Source organism: Pandoraea captiosa, assembly GCF_902459775.1.
GTDB classification, from domain to species: Bacteria; Pseudomonadota; Gammaproteobacteria; order Burkholderiales; family Burkholderiaceae; genus Pandoraea; species Pandoraea captiosa.
The window spans coordinates 444,082-460,549 of sequence record NZ_CABPSQ010000001.1 but is presented as its reverse complement, the minus strand read 5'-3'; the positions used below and the strand labels follow the sequence as shown (position 1 = coordinate 460,549).

17 protein-coding genes are annotated in these 16,468 nt (G+C 63.8%); 4 read left to right on the top strand and 13 right to left on the bottom strand.

The genetic code is table 11. The features are described from left to right. Positions 1-31: 31 nt before the first annotated feature. Both PCA31118_RS02070 and PCA31118_RS02065 read right to left on the bottom strand, forming a co-directional pair. On the bottom strand, positions 32-754 hold the full coding sequence (locus PCA31118_RS02070; RefSeq protein WP_150622499.1) for a DUF892 family protein: 723 nt from the start codon (positions 752-754) through the stop codon (positions 32-34). 66 nt (positions 755-820) lie between these two features. Continuing rightward, positions 821-1,990 (bottom strand): hypothetical protein, encoded by a 1,170-nt coding sequence (locus PCA31118_RS02065; RefSeq protein WP_150622497.1) that lies wholly within the window; start codon positions 1,988-1,990, stop codon positions 821-823. Positions 1,991-2,276: 286 nt separating this feature from the next. Between PCA31118_RS02065 and PCA31118_RS02060 the strand changes: the two genes are divergently transcribed. Beyond that, positions 2,277-2,672, top strand: a complete 396-nt coding sequence (locus PCA31118_RS02060; RefSeq protein WP_150622495.1) for a hypothetical protein — start codon at positions 2,277-2,279, stop codon at positions 2,670-2,672. Here the strand turns inward: PCA31118_RS02060 and PCA31118_RS02055 are convergent. From PCA31118_RS02055 to PCA31118_RS02045, 3 genes are all read right to left on the bottom strand, one after another. Further along, on the bottom strand, positions 2,669-2,992 hold the full coding sequence (locus tag PCA31118_RS02055; RefSeq protein WP_150622493.1) for a hypothetical protein: 324 nt from the start codon (positions 2,990-2,992) through the stop codon (positions 2,669-2,671). The two genes, PCA31118_RS02060 and PCA31118_RS02055, sit on opposite strands and share 4 nt — an antisense overlap. A gap of 658 nt (positions 2,993-3,650) precedes the next feature. Further along, a complete protein-coding gene (locus tag PCA31118_RS02050) occupies positions 3,651-4,136 on the bottom strand; it encodes a DUF934 domain-containing protein (protein WP_150622491.1) in 486 nt (161 codons plus the stop codon). Beyond that, the gene (locus PCA31118_RS02045; protein ID WP_150622489.1) at positions 4,126-6,132 is read right to left on the bottom strand and encodes a DUF2849 domain-containing protein; all 2,007 of its coding nucleotides are present in this window, start codon (positions 6,130-6,132) and stop codon (positions 4,126-4,128) included. Before PCA31118_RS02045 ends, PCA31118_RS02050 begins: the two co-directional genes overlap by 11 nt. 218 nt (positions 6,133-6,350) lie before the next feature. On the opposite strand from PCA31118_RS02045, the gene PCA31118_RS02040 reads away from it, so the two are divergent. Next, complete coding sequence (locus tag PCA31118_RS02040) at positions 6,351-6,596, top strand: hypothetical protein (protein ID WP_010806015.1); 246 nt, start codon at positions 6,351-6,353, stop codon at positions 6,594-6,596. Positions 6,597-6,688: 92 nt separating this feature from the next. Here the strand turns inward: PCA31118_RS02040 and PCA31118_RS02035 are convergent, their stop codons facing one another. Further along, positions 6,689-7,048 carry a hypothetical protein gene (locus PCA31118_RS02035; protein ID WP_150622487.1) on the bottom strand — a complete coding sequence of 120 codons (360 nt, stop codon included), beginning with the start codon at positions 7,046-7,048 and terminating at the stop codon, positions 6,689-6,691. Positions 7,049-7,259: 211 nt separating this feature from the next. Between PCA31118_RS02035 and PCA31118_RS02030 the strand changes: the two genes are divergently transcribed. Beyond that, positions 7,260-8,348 carry a helix-turn-helix transcriptional regulator gene (locus tag PCA31118_RS02030; RefSeq protein WP_150622485.1) on the top strand — a complete coding sequence of 363 codons (1,089 nt, stop codon included), beginning with the start codon at positions 7,260-7,262 and terminating at the stop codon, positions 8,346-8,348. Between the two features lie 12 nt (positions 8,349-8,360). Here the strand turns inward: PCA31118_RS02030 and PCA31118_RS02025 are convergent, their stop codons facing one another. Further along, positions 8,361-9,899 (bottom strand): GGDEF domain-containing protein, encoded by a 1,539-nt coding sequence (locus PCA31118_RS02025; RefSeq protein WP_174990298.1) that lies wholly within the window; start codon positions 9,897-9,899, stop codon positions 8,361-8,363. Between the two features lie 105 nt (positions 9,900-10,004). Continuing rightward, a complete protein-coding gene (locus PCA31118_RS02020; RefSeq protein WP_150622481.1) occupies positions 10,005-10,775 on the bottom strand; it encodes a YoaK family protein in 771 nt (256 codons plus the stop codon). Between the two features lie 132 nt (positions 10,776-10,907). Here PCA31118_RS02020 and PCA31118_RS02015 point away from each other — a divergent pair, with 132 nt between their 5' ends. Next, complete coding sequence (locus PCA31118_RS02015; protein WP_150622479.1) at positions 10,908-11,303, top strand: BLUF domain-containing protein; 396 nt, start codon at positions 10,908-10,910, stop codon at positions 11,301-11,303. Between the two features lie 188 nt (positions 11,304-11,491). Here PCA31118_RS02015 and PCA31118_RS02010 read toward each other — a convergent pair whose 3' ends face one another. The 5 genes from PCA31118_RS02010 to PCA31118_RS01990 form a co-directional block, all read right to left on the bottom strand. Further along, positions 11,492-12,538, bottom strand: a complete 1,047-nt coding sequence (locus tag PCA31118_RS02010; RefSeq protein ID WP_044456129.1) for an ABC transporter substrate-binding protein — start codon at positions 12,536-12,538, stop codon at positions 11,492-11,494. An 80-nt stretch (positions 12,539-12,618) separates the two neighbouring features. Then, complete coding sequence (locus PCA31118_RS02005) at positions 12,619-13,755, bottom strand: NAD(P)/FAD-dependent oxidoreductase (protein ID WP_150623658.1); 1,137 nt, start codon at positions 13,753-13,755, stop codon at positions 12,619-12,621. 10 nt (positions 13,756-13,765) lie between these two features. Further along, positions 13,766-15,226, bottom strand: a complete 1,461-nt coding sequence (locus tag PCA31118_RS02000) for an FAD/NAD(P)-dependent oxidoreductase (protein ID WP_246190013.1) — start codon at positions 15,224-15,226, stop codon at positions 13,766-13,768. Continuing rightward, entirely contained in the window at positions 15,219-15,632 is a 414-nt protein-coding gene (locus tag PCA31118_RS01995) for a (2Fe-2S)-binding protein (RefSeq protein ID WP_150622477.1), read from the bottom strand. The genes PCA31118_RS02000 and PCA31118_RS01995 overlap by 8 nt, the downstream gene beginning before the upstream one ends. 20 nt (positions 15,633-15,652) lie before the next feature. Beyond that, positions 15,653-16,447 (bottom strand): ABC transporter permease, encoded by a 795-nt coding sequence (locus tag PCA31118_RS01990; protein WP_150622475.1) that lies wholly within the window; start codon positions 16,445-16,447, stop codon positions 15,653-15,655. Between the last annotated feature and the right edge of the window lie 21 nt (positions 16,448-16,468).

The window sequence follows — 16,468 nt, the reverse complement described above, 5'->3', positions numbered from 1 at the left end:
CGCAAATCCCTCCCGTGATACGGCATACGGCTCACACGCCAGCCGCCGCGATCTCGGAAAGCCATTGCTTGACGCTGCTCAGATGCTCGTTTTCCTGCTTCAGCGCCTCGCCAAATGCCTGCGCCATCTCGGGCACCCCTTCCGCGTTTGCCATCTCGATGAGCAATTCCCAGCCGCATTGATCTGCGGCCTCGACGGCAACCAGCGCCGTGAGCGCCTGAGGAACGTCGGTACGCGGGTCCGACAAGACCTGGATGAACCCCATGCTCATGACACCGCAGACATCAGCCGCTGGGGTCTGCGCCGTGGGATCGGCCCCGAGTTGGTGAATGCAATCGGCGAGCATCGCGAAATGCGCCGCCTCCTCAGCCCGGAAGTGCGCGAGCCGCGCCTGCATTGGCCCATAGTCGTCACCGCAGTTTTCGACTTTACTGATCAGGGCTTCGTACAGGCGCACGCCGCTGCGCTCGAAAGCAAGTCGCTCTCCGAGGCGGTCGAGGAACATCGGTGACGCAGCGGTCGCCGTGACGCTCGTCGATGTGCCTGCAGGCCGCATACCCGAGATGCCATCCGTCGGTATCGACCCGATCGCGTCCGCCTCGGCGGCACATGTGGCGCGCATGTCGGCAATCGATGACGGTGACGCATCGGGATCCGGTGGTTGGGCTTCTGCGAAATCTCGCAACTTGCGGCCGTCGACAGGGTTGAACAGAAACCCGGTTCGATTGACGTTCTCACGGTTGGGAAGGCTCATCTCAATATCCTGGAGGTCCTGGAGGTCCTGGAAGTCTTGTGGGGAAATGACGGTCGCGTCGTCACATCACTCAGCTTTCACACTGAGTTCGGTGCCGGGCGCCCATTGATAGCCAGCGGCCACCGTATCGGTCGGCGACCCTTCGGCGTTCAGTCCATCGCGATAGGCGCGAGACGCTTCCGATGCGTCTGTCGACGGGACATACTCGCTGCCCTTCGCCCCCATCTGCACTTCCGCGTGCAACACGCTCCGCACGAAGTCGCGCTGACTGCGCATGTCCACGGGCTTGGGCAGCGGACCGACAAGGACTTCCGCCGGATCACGCCGCTCGTGTTGCTTGAACAATTCGCACACGAGATTCAGATGCCCCAGCTCGTAATCGAGGAAGCGCTCCCAGATCGCTTTGATGCGCGCATTGGGCTCGTGAACCACGCAGCTGTAATAGGCGTACGCCTCCATCGCCTCGTGGACGAGCCATTTCTCGAGCGGAGACTCGTGCGGATCCGACAGACAGCCGTACTGGGTCACGTGCTGCTCCTCGATGGACGCGATCTCGGCGTAGAGCGCACGCGCGACCGGGTCGGCAAATGTCGGCCCGATCGTCATGTAGTAGTCATGTGTCTGGTACTCGGCGCCCGTGAGCATCGCCGCATGGATTTTTGTGATCAGCGCGGCCTGTTTGCGGTCGTACGGGCGACGAATGTCGTCCTGCGGTGCGCGGTGCTCAACGCGTGTAGGTCGGCCCGGCACGATGTCGGTATAGCCCTGGAGGATGTTGTTGGCATCTTTGCCTTCCACGCGATCGAGCAGCGCCGAATATCGGTAGAGGTGATCGAAATCTTCCAGTAACCCGAAGCGATAGGTCTGCGCCTGATACGGATCGGGTTCGGCTTGCGCGACGGCAGCGGTCACCTCCACCGCCACCTGCTCATAGGCAATGGTGGTCTCGATCGGCGAATGGTCGGCAGAGAGCAGCCAGTTGACCATGGTCGCCTGATGCTGCTCCACACGCCTGACCTGAGCCAGCGGGAGTCGAAGTTCGCCGCACATGCGCGAGAGAATGTGCTTCAGGCGCAGTGCGTCGCTCTCCACGCCATTCATCAGAATGACGCGCACGCGCGTGAAAGCGTCGTCGTCGAGTTTGCTGATCGGCTTGCCGACCATCTCTTTCCACGTGAACCGCTGTCTGTCGAGCGGCGTGCCTTTGGCGTCCAGCAAGTTCGTCAAGCTTTCCATACCCTCTCCTCGTGAGCGATTCGAAGCAACTCGTGCGCAACGGTCGCGCCACGTCTGCGACGCAATTGCCGTGCCACGACCGCCGCCCCGCCGGGGACGCGCACAGGAACGCTCGCGATGGAAAAACTGCACGATTCTGTAGAAAGGGCGACCGCACGACGTTGTGTGCTGCGCAGGAGAGGCGTCGGGGCGGCGACGGCGCGAAGGCCGATGAAGGAAGGAAACTTGCTTACGGCGAGGGGAGCATGACGCCTTCCCCTAGTTCGCGACATCCAAGGAGCAAGCCGTGGCAACCAAGCCGGAGAACGACCAGACCGATCAGGACACGCGCGAAGACACGCTCGGTACGCCCGACGAGTTCGACAGGCTCCCGACGAAAGAGGAGCGCCTGGCGTATCGGCTGCTGCACGAAGATGGAGACGAAGAGACGATCGGCACGCATCACGGGCGCGTCGGCAACGGCTACTGGCCGTCGCACGAAGCGTCGGCGCCACCGATATCGCCTGTTGCCCCCGAACCACTGTCGGATGGCATTTCAACGACGGGAGACGACACCGAAGCCGTCAGGAAGTCCAGAACGAAGCCACGCGGGCAGCGCCCCTCGGATCCGCCGCTACGCCCATCGTCGGAGGGGCTGGATACCGGCAATGCCCCGGCGCCGACAGACGAACCCGAGACTTAATCGGACACCGGGATATAGACCTTCATCGTGTAGCGGGCGTCCGGCATGACGACGAGGCGCGCCTCGACGACATTCATGCCTTCCACGCGCGTTCTGACCGGCAGCACGTAGACGCAATCGAATACGCGCTGCACCACGGGGTCTTCGCCGGAAGCGGGGGCCTGTAGCCGCATGGAACGCAAGCGGTCGAGAATGAACCCGCGCACGTCCTGCTCCGAAGGCGTCTCCACGCCGATGGCGCGCGCGAACTCGTCGTGAGCGAATTTCCGGACGAGATCCACCGTCTCATCGAGGTTTGCCTGAACCGCGACAGTCTTCATAGCTTTCCTGTGTCAACAAACGACGCTGCGTCTCGAAGGTCATCGATTACCACCGGCCATCCACCCAGTCCCTTGCCAGGGTACCGATGGACTCCAGGGCATCCCTCTCCTCATGGAAAATGGCGCCGCCCACCTGGCTCACGGGTTGATCCCGCCCCAGCCCGTCCGCCACCTTCAATATCTCTGCCACGCCACGGACTTTACCATCGGGGGCTGGCATGACCGTACATACGATTCGGAAACCTTTATAAGAGAACGACCTGACCACCGGCATCTGAAATCACTCCTCGCGTACTTCGTGCCGTCGGGCCAATTCTCCAACGTTCAGGGCCCCTGTCCGGCACCGCAATTTGCATAAATCCATGAAAAACGGGCGCAAGAAAACCAACGCCCGACCGTGTCGCCAACAAAAAGATAGGGTAAGTTCGCAGCTTTAAAAGACTGTTTTTTCATACAGCATCGTTGCGCGTGCCGAATGCTGCGGATTGCCGTTGAATCGGGATGGGGGATTGGGGATTGGGATCGCCATGCACCAAAGAAAAAGGCACGAACCCGGCGAACCGGTTCGTGCCTCCTGGATGGCCTGCAATATGGCCTGGCGCAGCTTGCGAGCGGCCGGCACGGCGACTTGCCGCCGCCATGTCAGGCCATCAGGTCATTAAGCCGTCAGACGTGCGAGCAACGTGCGCGGACGCCCGGCACGCGCCTGTGCGGCGAGCGCCGCCTCGCGCCAGCGTGCCGTCGGCACTTCCGACGGCGAGAGCAGGCTGTCGAAGCCGCACGCCCACAACATGGCCAGCTGGTCCGGCAGCAACGGCCCCGCTGCCCGGATAGCGCCCTGGAAATTCCACTTCTCACGCAGGACCTTGGCGAGCGTGAAGCCGCGCCCGTCGCGCGTCTTCGGGAATTCGATCACCACCAGTTCGAGCTGCGGCAACAGCGCCGCGATGCGTGCCGGATCGTCGTGCCCCTGCACGCGAATGCCCGCAGGCGCCACGCCCCGCTCGTTCGCGGCGAGCCATGCGTCCAACGGCAGCACGGTGTCGTGGCGGGCGTCGTTCGCGGCATCGGCCGGGATCTGGGCGTCCGCGGCGAGATAAGTCCAGGTATCGTCGGCCGGCAATCCGTTACGATCAATCAACATGCAAAGCTCCCTTGAATGCTTCGGCACCGACACGTCCGAGCGTGTCGATGAAACGCTCACCTTCGTTGCGCAGTTTCAGATAGCGCTGGAGGATGTTCTCGATCACTTGCGGTACGGCTTCGTATGAGACACCCGGGCCGAGAATCTTGCCCACGGCCGCATTGTCGTCCGCGGAGCCACCCAGCGTGATCTGATAGTTTTCCTTGCCCGCCTTGTCCACGCCGAGAATGCCGATGTGCGCCACGTGGTGATGCGCGCAAGCGTTGATGCAACCCGACACGTTAAGCGTCACCGGTCCGATGTCGCGCTGCTGTTCTTCGGTAAAGCGCAGTGCGATGCGTTGTGCGACCGGCACCGAACGCGCATTCGCGAGCGCGCAGTAGTCGAGACCGGGGCACGCGATGGCGTCGGAAATCAGGCCGATGTTCGGTGTCGCCAGGCCTGCCGAGCGCAGTTGCTTCCACAGCGCATACAACGCGTCGCGCTGCACGTGCGGCAGCACAAGGTTCTGTTCGTGCGTGACACGCAGTTCGCTGAACGAGTATTCGTCGGCCAGATCGGCCAGCACCAGCATCTCCTGCGCACTCGCGTCACCCGGAATACCGCCCGAGGGTTTGAGCGAGACGACCGCGCTGATGTAGCCCGGCACCTTGTGTTCGTGCGTGCACGTGTCGACCCAGTGCTTGAAGTCGATATCGCTCTCGTATGCCTGCGTGAACGCGCTTGACTCGGCCGGCAGCGTCGCAAACTCGGGGACGACGAAACGCTCGCCAATGGCCTTGACGACGTCTTGCGCCAGGGGGCGATGCGTTTGTGCGATGCGTGCGAACTCTTCCTCGATCATCTCGATGAACTTCGCCGGCTGCATTTCCTTGATGAGGATCTTGATGCGCGCCTTGTAGATGTTGTCGCGACGACCCAGTGCGTTGTACACGCGCAGAATCGCCTCGACGAAGCGCAGCAGGTCGGCCTCGGGCAACCACTCGCGCACGAGCGTGCCGACGATCGGCGTGCGGCCCAGACCGCCGCCCGCATAGATCTGGAAGCCGACTTCGCCCTGGTCGTTGGTACGGGCCAGAATGCCGATGTCATGGAAACGCACGGCAGCACGGTCCGTCTGAGCGCCGGTAATGGCGATCTTGAACTTGCGCGGCAGATAGGTGAACTCGGGGTGATCCGTCGACCATTGACGCAGGATTTCGGCGTACACGCGCGGGTCGAGCAGTTCGTCCTTCGCGGCACCGGCGAACTGGTCGGTCGTCACATTACGGATGCAGTTGCCGCTGGTCTGAATGGCATGCAGATCGACGTCGGCAAGCGCCGACAGAATCTGCGGCGAATCGACGAGCGTCGGCCAGTTGAATTGCAGGTTCTGACGCGTGGTGAAGTGACCGTACCCCTTGTCGTAACGGTTCGCGACGTACGCGAGCTGACGCAGTTGAACCGCGCTCAGCGTACCGTAAGGAATCGCCACCCGCAGCATGTAGCCGTGCAATTGCAGGTACAGACCGTTCATCAGACGGTAGACCTTGAAGTCGTCTTCGCTCAGTTCGCCACTCAGACGTCGCGCTACCTGCTGACCGAATTCCTTCGCGCGGTCTTTGAGGTACTCGCGCTCGGACGGATCGTAGCGATAGATGCCCGCATGTTCCGGGGCAACGCTCAGCGCCGGGGCATTGGCCAATGCGGCTTGCACTGCGCCGTCGGACGCCTGCTTGCCGAGATCTTCACGAACCGACGGTCCGCGTGAACGAAGTTGCTCGCGAAAGTCGACCGGCACGGGACCGGCGTCGCCGACTTCGGCAGGACGCGGCACGGGGTCCACGACGAGATTGGCGGCAACGGCGGCCTTGGCGGCGGCCTGGGCCTGATCGAGGCTGTGCTCGTCGAACACATGTGCCTGTGTGAGATCGTCCACCCAGTGATGTTGCTGGTCCAGCCAGACGACCAGACCGTCTTGGAGTCGGTTCGCCGAAATCAGATTGCCTGCATTCATTCGATGCTCTCAATACCTGTCATTTTGGCCGCGAGTTGGTGGGAAACAATTCGCGATTAGAACCGCAGGCTATCAAGACGCGAAGGAATATACGAATATTCACTAGTTATGTCGTCATTACGAGATGTTGTTAGGCGAAAAAATGCTAAGAAATACTGTATTTTTATACAGTGCTCATGCTACATTCCGAAGCATTCAACTTCATCGTGAGCGAGATCATGAGCGACGCCAAATCCATCAAGTTCATCGTCGTGCCGTATCGCAAGAACAAGGACGGCGTGTTGCAACCCGGCGAGCTGCGTCAGGCGAGCACGGAGTTCGGCGCCGTGCGCATCGCGCAGTCGATGGCGTCCGGCTTTGCGGGCATTGCCGCCTACGAAGTCCTGGTCGACGAGGAAGACGGCACGATGGACGCCCCGCGCATTCTCTTTCAGGAAGGGGCGATCCCGGCGATGGCGGAGTGAGGCGCCTGAGCGAAGCCGGCTCGCGCAAGTCGCGAACGGCGGCCGGTGGCGCCTGTCTGTGGCACCTGTCTGTGGCGCCTGTCTATGACACCTTACTCCGGGCGCGACGGGCGGGGAATGCTGTCGAACGTCCGGGTCTGGCGCGGGTGCTGCAGATCCCGCGTGTCGAGCGCCCGGCGCTGCGCGAGCACTTCCTGAACGCTCGGGCCGGTGGCGGGGCCATTACGCTCGCTAGCCGTGCGGTTGATGCTGGCGCTCGCGCTGTGCGCGTCGGTCACCGCGGTGCTCTGGCCGCCGAGCGCCGCCACCGAGGGGCTCACTGCCGGCGTTTGGTTCGATTGCCGGATGCTGCCGAGGTCGCCCGCACCGAGGTACGACTGAGCGCCGGCATGGCCGAATACCAGGGTGCCGGTCAGGCACAGGCAAGCGGCAAAGACGTTGATCCGGTTCATGATGCCCCCCATTTGGCTTGTCAAAGTGCGTATATCCGTGTGGACGACTGAATTCTCTCAGTCGCCCGGCGTCTTGTCGCCCTGCATTAATCACAGTTGACGCTCTCTCCCAGACGCTCGGCTGGCTATCAGATTTAATAGCCCGTTCTGCTACACTTCGCAAAAAAGAGCCGAAGGCTCAAGAGAAGAAAAAGCAATAACGGGGGATCCCATGTCGGACGATGTCAGTTTTCGCCGAGCATCGGACGCGGTTCGGGCCGTGGGGGCCGGGGACGCAGACTGGCTCGACGTCGTACACACCGCGCGCGAGTTCCTCGGTGCGGACGCCGCCACGTTTCTCTGCCACGACAAGCAAAGCCGCTCGGTCCGCTTCGTCGAGCAATCCGGGCACGAAGCGCGTCTGATCGAGGAATACGCGGAGCACTTCTATCAGTACGACGATGCCACCCGACGCTTCTGGCACGCCCCTGCCGGAACCTGGTACGACTCGAACGTCGCGCTCGAACACGAATCCGAAAACGACCGCATATTCTGGAACGAGTTCATGCGCCCGTATCAGCTCCAGCAGTTGGTCGGGGTCGTGATCTGCAATGACGACGACGCCGTCACGGCGCTGAGTATCCAGCGCATGCACATCGTGCAACCCAGCTACGCGCATGCCGCGCGCATCGCAGAGTATGAGCGCCTGCTCTCCGCCGCCTTTGCGGCGCGCCGCGCGAGCACGCGGGCCAGCCTTCATGCGCTAAGCCAGATGCTCGACCCCGCACGCGAGGGCTTTCTCATCGCCTCGCCCGATGGTCGGGCGCTGGAGTTCGCGCCGGGGCTCGAAACACTGCTCGGCAGTCACGACAGCCAACTGATGCTCGTGCAACGGCGCCTGACGCACCGCCAGCCCGAATGGCAAACGCGTTTGCAGGCTGTCTTGCGGCAGGTCAGCGCCAACGGAGAATCGGTGTCGCTGGTCTTGCCGGACTCCTGGGGCCATGCTTACCGGCTGACGTTGCGGGGTTTGGGCAAGCCCATGAATCACGGCCTGCGCGCCGCTGTCGGCGTGCGCATCGAGCGGCGCAGTATCTTCAACGTGCCTGGGGAAACCGCCCTTCGGGAGCACTTCGCACTGACGCACGCCGAAGCGCGCTTGTTTCACCACCTCGTGGCGGGCCTGACCATTGGGGAATGCAGTGAAGTGCTGAACCTGGGGACAAGCACGCTGCGTACCCAGCTATCGGCCATTTTGCGCAAGACGGGGTGCCATCGCCAGGGCGAGTTGCTACGGTTGGCCGCCATGCTGGCACCGTAACGTTGCGCACCGCTATCGGCCGCCCGACACCGTTTCGGACATCGTACGGGCCGTGGCCGCCCCGCTAAGGACAATCGTGCTGATTCGATTCCGCCCGCTTTGCTTGGCGACGTAGAGCTGTTCGTCGGCCGCTTTCAGGATCGCCTCGGCGCTGTCGCATTCGCTGGCGACGCCCGTCGCCGCGCCAACGCTCACGGTCACCATGCCATTGGCGCTGTCGACATGATCGATGTGCAGACGCTCGATGTCGCGGCGCACTTGTTCTGCCATGACGGCCGTCGCGTGCGCGTCGGTATCGGGCAGGATCACCGCGAATTCCTCACCGCCATACCGCGCCGCCATGTCGCTGTCGCGCCGCACATGACCGCCGATATTCTTGGCGACGGCACGCAGCACGTCGTCCCCGATTGCGTGGCCGTAAGCGTCGTTGAAATGCTTGAAGTGGTCGATGTCGACGAACAGGATCGACAACGGCGAGCCGGAACGTTTCGCCCGCCGCCATTCCGCGGCAAGCTTGGCGTCGAGCGCGCGACGGTTGGCCAGCCCCGTGAGGCCGTCGGTCACCGTCAGGCTCGCGAGCCGCGCCGTGGCATTCGCTCGCGCGCGCATCGCGGCCACGAGCAGCCATGAGCCGACAATGAGCGTTGCCGCACAGATGCCTGCAATGACGCTGAACAGCACGGTATGCCGCAACCACTCACGCATGAGCACGTCGGTCGACGGCGTCACCACCACGTACATCGAAACGCCCGGAACCCGCACCGACCGATAATCCGTTGCGCTCATGCCCAGAGGGAACGACAACGCCGTCGCCAGGTCGCCGCGTCTGGCCGCCTCGCCGGGCAACGCCACCAGTTTGCCCGGCCGCGCACCCGCGCATGGGTCGCAGGCCAGCACAGTCCCCTTCTCTTCCACGATGTCGATGGATTGCAGATCGGCCGAATCCACGTCGTTGACCAGTGTGCTCAGATGGTCCAGACGCAATGCCAGCACGGCCACCCCGGCGAACGAACGATCGGGCGCGGCGATGCGCCGTGTGAGCGCCACCGACAGCACGCCCCCGTGCGTGCGCGACGCATAGGGCTGCGAGATATAAAGGCCCAGCGACGGGCTGGATTCGTGTGAGCGGAAATAGTCACGGTCGGCGACATTGACCGAGGGGCGCTGCGACTGATCCAGCGGCGCCGCGATACGCCCGTGCTTGTCGACCACATACGCGTCATCGAGAAAATCGCGGCTCAGCGTCTGTCCGAAGCGCACCCGATCGCGCACGCGCTCGGGAAATAGCGGTGTCGTCGGATCCTCGGCATCGCGCACCATCTCCCTGAGCAACGCGTCGTAGACGGCGATATTCCCGCCAAGACTTGCCGCCACCACCGACGCCACACTCTGTGCGCGCTCCAGCGCATGCGTATATCGCGCCTGACGATCCGCCCGAAGTAACAGCGCCACCCCAACGAGCATCGTCACGGCGACAGCCGTGCCGATGACGCCGACCATCGAAGGGCGTTCGTCGAACCGGTCAAAGCAGGCGCGAAGTCGCTTTGTCATCCAACTCCGAAAATGAGGTACACCCAAACGTGTGGTCATAACGAATGGCCTGACAGGGATACCGACGTGTGAATGCGTGGAGAGGCCTCAGGCGCGTGAATGATCTCAATGGCGCGGATCACGGGAACTACGCGCGCTGTGCGAAAAATCGTCGAGCAACGGCACGATGGCCAACATGACGAGGATGACCGCAAGCGGAATCGTCGAGACGAAACCGAGATGCTTGAAACCCAGCGCCCCCGTGAGCCCGCCCAGAAAGAACATGCTCAGCAACGCGCATAGCAGTCGCAGCTTCTGCCGGTCCCCCGCCACGCGCGGGAGGTCCTGTGCCACACCGGGCCGGTTCCAGTAACCCATCTTGCCCAGCTCGATGCCGATGTCCGTGACCAGCCCGGTGACGTGCGTCGTGCGGATCTCGGCACGTGAAATTTTCGTAATGATGGCGTTCTGCAACCCCATCACGTAGCACAGCAATCCAACGGTGGCGGGTACGTAGAACCAGCGCTGCCCTTCGAGATTGGCGCCCATCATGCCGAAGCTCAGCAACAAAATCGCTTCGAACATGAGCGGCGCCGCGTATTCGCTGTGCGTATGGTGTCGCCGTCCCCAGTGAATCAGCACGGCCGACGTGGCGGCGCCGAACAGAAACGCCAGCAAGGCGCTCAACCCGGCGAGCACGAGTACCAGTTGGCCCAGGACCAGATTGTCGGACAGCGACGCGACGATGCCCGACATGTGAGACGTGTACTGTCCGACAGCCAGAAAGCCGCCCGCGTTCGCCGCGCCGGCCACGAAGGCGAGCGAGCAGCCCAGACGTCGGTTCGCGGCGTCGGTGCGCACTGGCTGGGTGAAACCGCGTAAATAGTTGATCGGCATGGCGCGTGAGGCTCCCGGGCATCGCACTTGGGGTATTCTAATGCGCGTGGACGCAAAGTCGACGCCAATTTCCCGCGACTGCCCTGGCGGTGTCGCGGCGCGGGCACAGTGATATGGGGACCTAACAAAATAATGACAGAGTGTTACGCGTACATCAGCCGTGCCTTGCCCGACCTCGATCCGCTCGCGCTTTCGAAAATCATCGTCCATTCCCGCGGGTTCAACGAGACCCACGGTGTGACCGGCGTGCTGCTCTACGACGGGGCCACTTTCTATCAGTACATCGAAGGTCCGGCCAGCGCCGTGTCGGATGCCCGCGAGCGCATCGAAGCGTCACGTCATCATGACGCGATCCAGGTACTGCTCGACGGCACGCCCCGCAATCCCGGCGCGTTTTCGACGTGGAGCCTCGGCTACCTCATGCTCGACGAACCGGCGCATGCCCTGCATGCGTTCGTCATGCCGGCGGACCACGCACAACTGATCGGCGCCTTCAACGGCCTCGCCGCACAGGCAGATGTGATGTAGACCGTCCGGGCACCGTCGCTTCGCACGCCTTGCATTCCATCGATACCGTGCCGCCCATGCGGCAACTGTCTTGCCAAAGAAAACGCCGGGTCACCCTGAGGTGCCCGGCGTTATTCATGGGGACGGCTCAAGAGACGAGAGGCGCGCGTCGCGCATGACCAATGCATGCGCGCGCCCCTATCTCCGGATTACTGCTCGATCTGGCGGTTCCAGCGCTGATCCCACTGAGCGCGACGCTGGTTGACGGCGTCCCAGTCGACCGTCTTGATGTTACGGGTCAGATCGTCGAGCTTGCCCAGACGCTTTTGCATCGCCGGCGGAATCGTCGCTTGCGGGTTGGTCGGGATATAGGCGCCGGCGGCGGCGGCCAGCGATTGCCCCTTGGCCGACAGCAGATACTGCGCGAGCTTCTGCGCCATGGCGTTATCCGGGCTGTTCTTCACCACGCACAGGTCGACGAGCAACTGCACCGCGCCTTCCTTGGGGGCCACGTAACCGACCTGAATGCCCTTGTCCTGAAGGTCGCTCACCGCCGTCGGGGTCAGCGGGAAGATCGCGGCTTCGCCGGTCTGGATCATTTCCGAGAGCTTGGCCGAGTTCGGGATGTATTCGACCACGTTCGGTCCGACGGTCGTAGCCCACTTCGTGAAGCCGGGCTCGACGTTCGTCTCGCTGCCGCCCCAGATGCGGTTCAGTGCGAGGAAGCCATGCAGGCCGAAGGTGCTGCTCGACGCCGACTGGAACACCACCTTGCCCTTGTACTTGGGATCGGCGAAGTCGGTCCACGAGGTCGGCGCGGCCCAGCCCTTTTCCTTGAAGAGCTTGGTGTTGTAGCCGATGCCGGTCATGCCGAGCTGCACACCGGCGCCCATGTCGTCCTTCACGCGCGCCGACGGCATCAGTTCCTTGAGCACGGGCGAATCGTCGAGCTTCTGACACACGCCCATGCTGATCGCGCGCGCCATCACGCCGTCGTCCAGGAAAACGACGTGCATCTGCGGGCTGTTACGGTTCGCAAGCAGCTTGGCCAGCACGTCCGAGGACGTGCCCGGCACCACCACGACCTTCACATTGTTGGCCTTCTCGAACTCCGGAAAGACCTGGCTCGTGTAAGCCTTTTCCATCGGGCCGCCATTCATGCCGATGTAGAGCGTTTTGGACTGCGACCAGGCCGCGCTGCTCGCGCCCAATGCCAGCGCCGCAGCGCACATGACGACCTTAACGGATAGCTTCATCGTGGTTCTCCTTGCGTTTCCAGGGAATAGAAATGTTGTTGTGGGACGGACTCTGAACGTTTGCGATGCACAGCGGTTTCTCAAGCCTCGACGCCGACCTTGGCGAACCGGTCGACGGCAAAGGCATCGATCGGCGTCGACGTCTCACCGAGGGTGACAAGATCGGCCAGCACTTCGCCGACACCGGGGGCCAGCAGGAAACCGCCGCCCGAGAAACCGAAGGCATGCACCAGACGCGGTGTCGTGCGGCTCATGCCGATGATCGGGTTGTCGTCGGGCGTCTCACCCTCCACACCGCTCCAGGTGCGAATGAGCAGCGCATTGCGCAATGCCGGCAGCAAGGCACAGGCCTCGCGCATGACCGCGCGCGTAGTCTCGGCCGAGGGCTGGGCGTACTCGCCGTCGCCCGTGCCGCGTCCGCCGCCGATCACGCAGTTGCCGCGCTCGACTTGTCTTGCGTAGACACCGCCACCGTAGACGCCGAGGCTATGGCCCACGAACATCGGCAGCGGCTCGGTCACCCACATGTTCGGGTAGATGGCATGCATCGGCACACGCTCGCCGAACGCGCCTGCGATGTGGTTCGCCCACGCGCCGGACGTATTGAGCAACCAGTCGCAACTCACATGCATGGCGTCGCCCTGCTCGGGCTGTGCCGTCAGTTGGAAGCGCACGCCGTCGTGCGCCATCGACGTGATCGGCGTGCGTTCGCGAACGTCCGCGCCGAGGGCGCGCGCCGCACGGGCGAAGGCCGGCGACACGAGACGCGGATTGGCATGCCCGTCGCTCATGCACAGCGACCCGCCCACCGCGCCCGGGCCGAGCCACGGGAATCGCTCGCGGAATTGCGCGCCGCGAAATACCGTGGAGGACAGACCATAATTCGCGGCCATCGCGGCCCACGCATCGAGCGGTTCGAGATCGCTCTCGCGACGCGCGAGACGCAAATGGCCCGAGCGCACGAATTCGCCGTCGGTGCCGATCAGTTCCGGCAAACGGTCCCACACGCGGCGCGCACGCATCGCGAGGGGCAGTTGCGCCTCGGGGCGGCCCTGGCAACGCACGCCGCCGTAGTTGACGCCACTGGCCTGCGCCCCACAGTAGCGTCGTTCGAACAACGCCACCTTCATCCCCCGTGCGGCAAGCTCGCGCGCGGCGGAGGCACCGACGAGTCCGCCCCCGGCGACCACAACGTCGTAATGCATTGGCCTGCTCATCGGCAATGGCTTACTCATCGCGGGCCTCGTCGGGAATGGCCGCCACGTTTTCGTCGAACAGCATCGGTGCAATCGGAATCGGTTTGATCGGGGCCTGCGCACGCAAACGCCCCACTTGCGCGAACGTCTGCCCGCTCGCGTCGGCCAGCACATGGCAAGCCGCTTCGCCGCACATGCGCCCCTGACAGCGTCCCATACCCACCCGGGTCAGCGCCTTGAGGCGATTGATCTCGGTCACGCCGTCCACGCGCACGCACTCGCGCAACGTGCGCGCGCTGACTTCCTCGCAACGGCACACGAGCATGTCGTCCGGCCAGCGCGCGGCGGGGTCTTCGGGCAAGGCAAAAACCTGCTCGATGCCCTCGCGAAAGCGCCGAATGCTCGCGAGCTTGCGCTCCAGGGTCGCGGCGTCGGGCGCGCCCGGCACGCATGGCGAAGCGATGCCGATATCTTCGAGCAAGGCGAGCGCTGCGCGACGACCGGCGAGTTCGGCGGCGTCGGCACCGGCAATCCCCGCACCGTCGCCCGCCAGATAGATGCCGGGTTGCGAACTGCGCCCGGCTGCATCGCGCTCGGGCAGCCAGCAACGGTTCAGGTCGTCGAAGACGAAGCGGCAGCCAGCGAGATCGGCCAGTTGCGTTTCAGGACGCAGGCCGTAACCGAGCCCCACCGCACTGCATTCGAGAGCGTGCCGGCGACCGGCGCGCTGCCAGCGGATCGCACGCACGCCGTTCGTGCCGTCGATCCCTTCGAGCGTCACCCCGTGCTCGATGCGCACGCCTCGCGCCCGCAACCATCCCACGTAGTAAAGCCCCTTGGCGAACGTGGCCGGTTGGTTGAGCAGTCGCGGGGCGGCCTTGGCCTGCGCGGCGAATGCGCTGGTGTCGAGCACGGCCACGACGTTGGCCCCCGCCTTGGCGTATTGGTAAGCCACCAGATACAGCAACGGTCCGGTACCCGCGAACACGACCTGCTCACCGATCGCACACCCCTGAGCTTTGAGCGCGACCTGCGCACCGCCCAACGTGTACACACCCGGCTGGGTCCAGCCCGGCAACGGCAACACGCGATCGGTCGCGCCGCTCGCGATGATCAGATGACTGAACGCGACCGGTATTTCTCGCCCGCCGTGCATGGTATGCAGCCGCTTCGGATCGCACGCCCACACGAGGGTCTCGGGTCGATAGTCGACCTGCGGCAACAGCGCAGCCATTGCGTTGTGCACCGCGTCGGCCTTCGCGGCTTCGAAGCCGTAAAGCGCTTGCTTGCTGCGCGTGAAGCCGGCGTTCTCCGGTGGCTGACGGTAGATCTGACCACCCCAGCGCATATTCTCGTCCAGCACGATCGGGCGCACGCCCGCCGCGACAAGCGTTTGTGCGGCACGAATGCCCGCAGGGCCCGCACCGACGATCACCACGTTGAGATCCCCGGGCGTCATCGGATTCACCAGACTCGGGGCGCGCTCAGCCATGCGGGCCTCCATGGATTTCGTTGATGTCGGCGGCGCGCGTGACGACGCGCATGCCGGGCTGGACGATGGTCGAGCACGCGCGCAACCGCGTGAGTTGCGCGTCGCCGCGATCTTCACCGGCGAGCGCGGTCGTCGGCTCGCAACGCACCCAGCAGTCCTGGCACGCGCCAATCATGCAAAAGCCTGCGCGCGGCGTGCCGCTGAACTCGCTGATGCGCACGTGGCGCTGGTGCGTGAGGATCGCGGTGAGCACCGTGTCACCGGCCAGCGCCTGGACCGGCGCGCCGTCGATGTAGAACGTTACCGGCGCGCGTGCAGTCTCGCTCAGGCGTGTGAGCTGCGCGTGAGCCGCCGGTTGTCCGGGCGCGCGCGCGTCCTGTGAAGCGTATTGGGAGGAACTGGACATAGGAGTCGTTGTGCGCGCGTTCAATGCTGGCCGATCAGAATGCGGTTCAGGCCGTAGATGCGGTCGAGCAGCAGCATCGCGCCGAGCGTCACGGCAATGACGAGCGCCGAGACCGACGCCATCATCGGATCGATCGATTCCGTCGCGTACATGTACATGCGCACCGGCAGCGTGACGGTTTGCGGCGCCGTCAGAAAGACCGACATCGTCAGTTCGTCGAAGCTGTTGATGAACGCCAGCAACCAGCCGCCGGTGATGCCCGGCAGAATCATCGGCATGGTCACGCGACGGAACGTCGTCCACGACCCCGCGCCGAGCGAGGCGGCGGCGTTCTCGACACTGCGGTCGAGCCCGCTGATGGAGGCGAGCACGAGACGCATGATGAACGGCGTCACGATGATCATGTGCGCGAAGATCAGCGCGCCGAACGAGCCGGTCACGCCGAGCATGGCGAAGAAGCGCAACAGCGCAATGCCGAGCACGAGCCCCGGGATCACCAGCGGCGAGAGCAGCAGACCGTTGAGGAAATTGCGTCCCGGGAAACGCGAACGGCCGATGGCCAGCGCGGCGGGCAACGCGATCACGAGCGAGAGCGTGGCCGAAATGAATGCGAGCTTCAGACTGGTGAAGAACGATGCGATGAAGTCGGGGTAGTCGAGAATCGCACGGAACCAGCGCAGCGATATACCGCGCGTGGGCAGCGAGAGCGTTTGCTCGGGCGTGAACGCGACCAGCACCACGATGATCATCGGGGCGAGCACGAAGAGAATGACGAGCGTGTGGAACGCGAGCGCCAGGGGACTGTTTTTACGCATGATGGCGAGTGAGTTCTGTTC

Coding starts and splice junctions, on each gene's coding strand:
- PCA31118_RS02040 (WP_010806015.1), top strand. CDS start 6,351: ATGAGCGACGCCAAATCCATCAAGTTCATCGTCGTGCCGTATCGCAAG.
- PCA31118_RS02050 (WP_150622491.1), bottom strand. CDS start 4,136: ATGTTGATTGATCGTAACGGATTGCCGGCCGACGATACCTGGACTTAT.
- PCA31118_RS02070 (WP_150622499.1), bottom strand. CDS start 754: ATGAGCCTTCCCAACCGTGAGAACGTCAATCGAACCGGGTTTCTGTTC.
- PCA31118_RS02020 (WP_150622481.1), bottom strand. CDS start 10,775: ATGCCGATCAACTATTTACGCGGTTTCACCCAGCCAGTGCGCACCGAC.
- PCA31118_RS02045 (WP_150622489.1), bottom strand. CDS start 6,132: ATGAATGCAGGCAATCTGATTTCGGCGAACCGACTCCAAGACGGTCTG.
- PCA31118_RS02000 (WP_246190013.1), bottom strand. CDS start 15,226: ATGGCTGAGCGCGCCCCGAGTCTGGTGAATCCGATGACGCCCGGGGAT.
- PCA31118_RS02055 (WP_150622493.1), bottom strand. CDS start 2,992: ATGAAGACTGTCGCGGTTCAGGCAAACCTCGATGAGACGGTGGATCTC.
- PCA31118_RS02010 (WP_044456129.1), bottom strand. CDS start 12,538: ATGAAGCTATCCGTTAAGGTCGTCATGTGCGCTGCGGCGCTGGCATTG.
- PCA31118_RS02035 (WP_150622487.1), bottom strand. CDS start 7,048: ATGAACCGGATCAACGTCTTTGCCGCTTGCCTGTGCCTGACCGGCACC.
- PCA31118_RS02030 (WP_150622485.1), top strand. CDS start 7,260: ATGTCGGACGATGTCAGTTTTCGCCGAGCATCGGACGCGGTTCGGGCC.
- PCA31118_RS02025 (WP_174990298.1), bottom strand. CDS start 9,899: ATGACAAAGCGACTTCGCGCCTGCTTTGACCGGTTCGACGAACGCCCT.
- PCA31118_RS01995 (WP_150622477.1), bottom strand. CDS start 15,632: ATGTCCAGTTCCTCCCAATACGCTTCACAGGACGCGCGCGCGCCCGGA.
- PCA31118_RS02015 (WP_150622479.1), top strand. CDS start 10,908: ATGACAGAGTGTTACGCGTACATCAGCCGTGCCTTGCCCGACCTCGAT.
- PCA31118_RS01990 (WP_150622475.1), bottom strand. CDS start 16,447: ATGCGTAAAAACAGTCCCCTGGCGCTCGCGTTCCACACGCTCGTCATT.
- PCA31118_RS02065 (WP_150622497.1), bottom strand. CDS start 1,990: ATGGAAAGCTTGACGAACTTGCTGGACGCCAAAGGCACGCCGCTCGAC.
- PCA31118_RS02005 (WP_150623658.1), bottom strand. CDS start 13,755: ATGAGCAGGCCAATGCATTACGACGTTGTGGTCGCCGGGGGCGGACTC.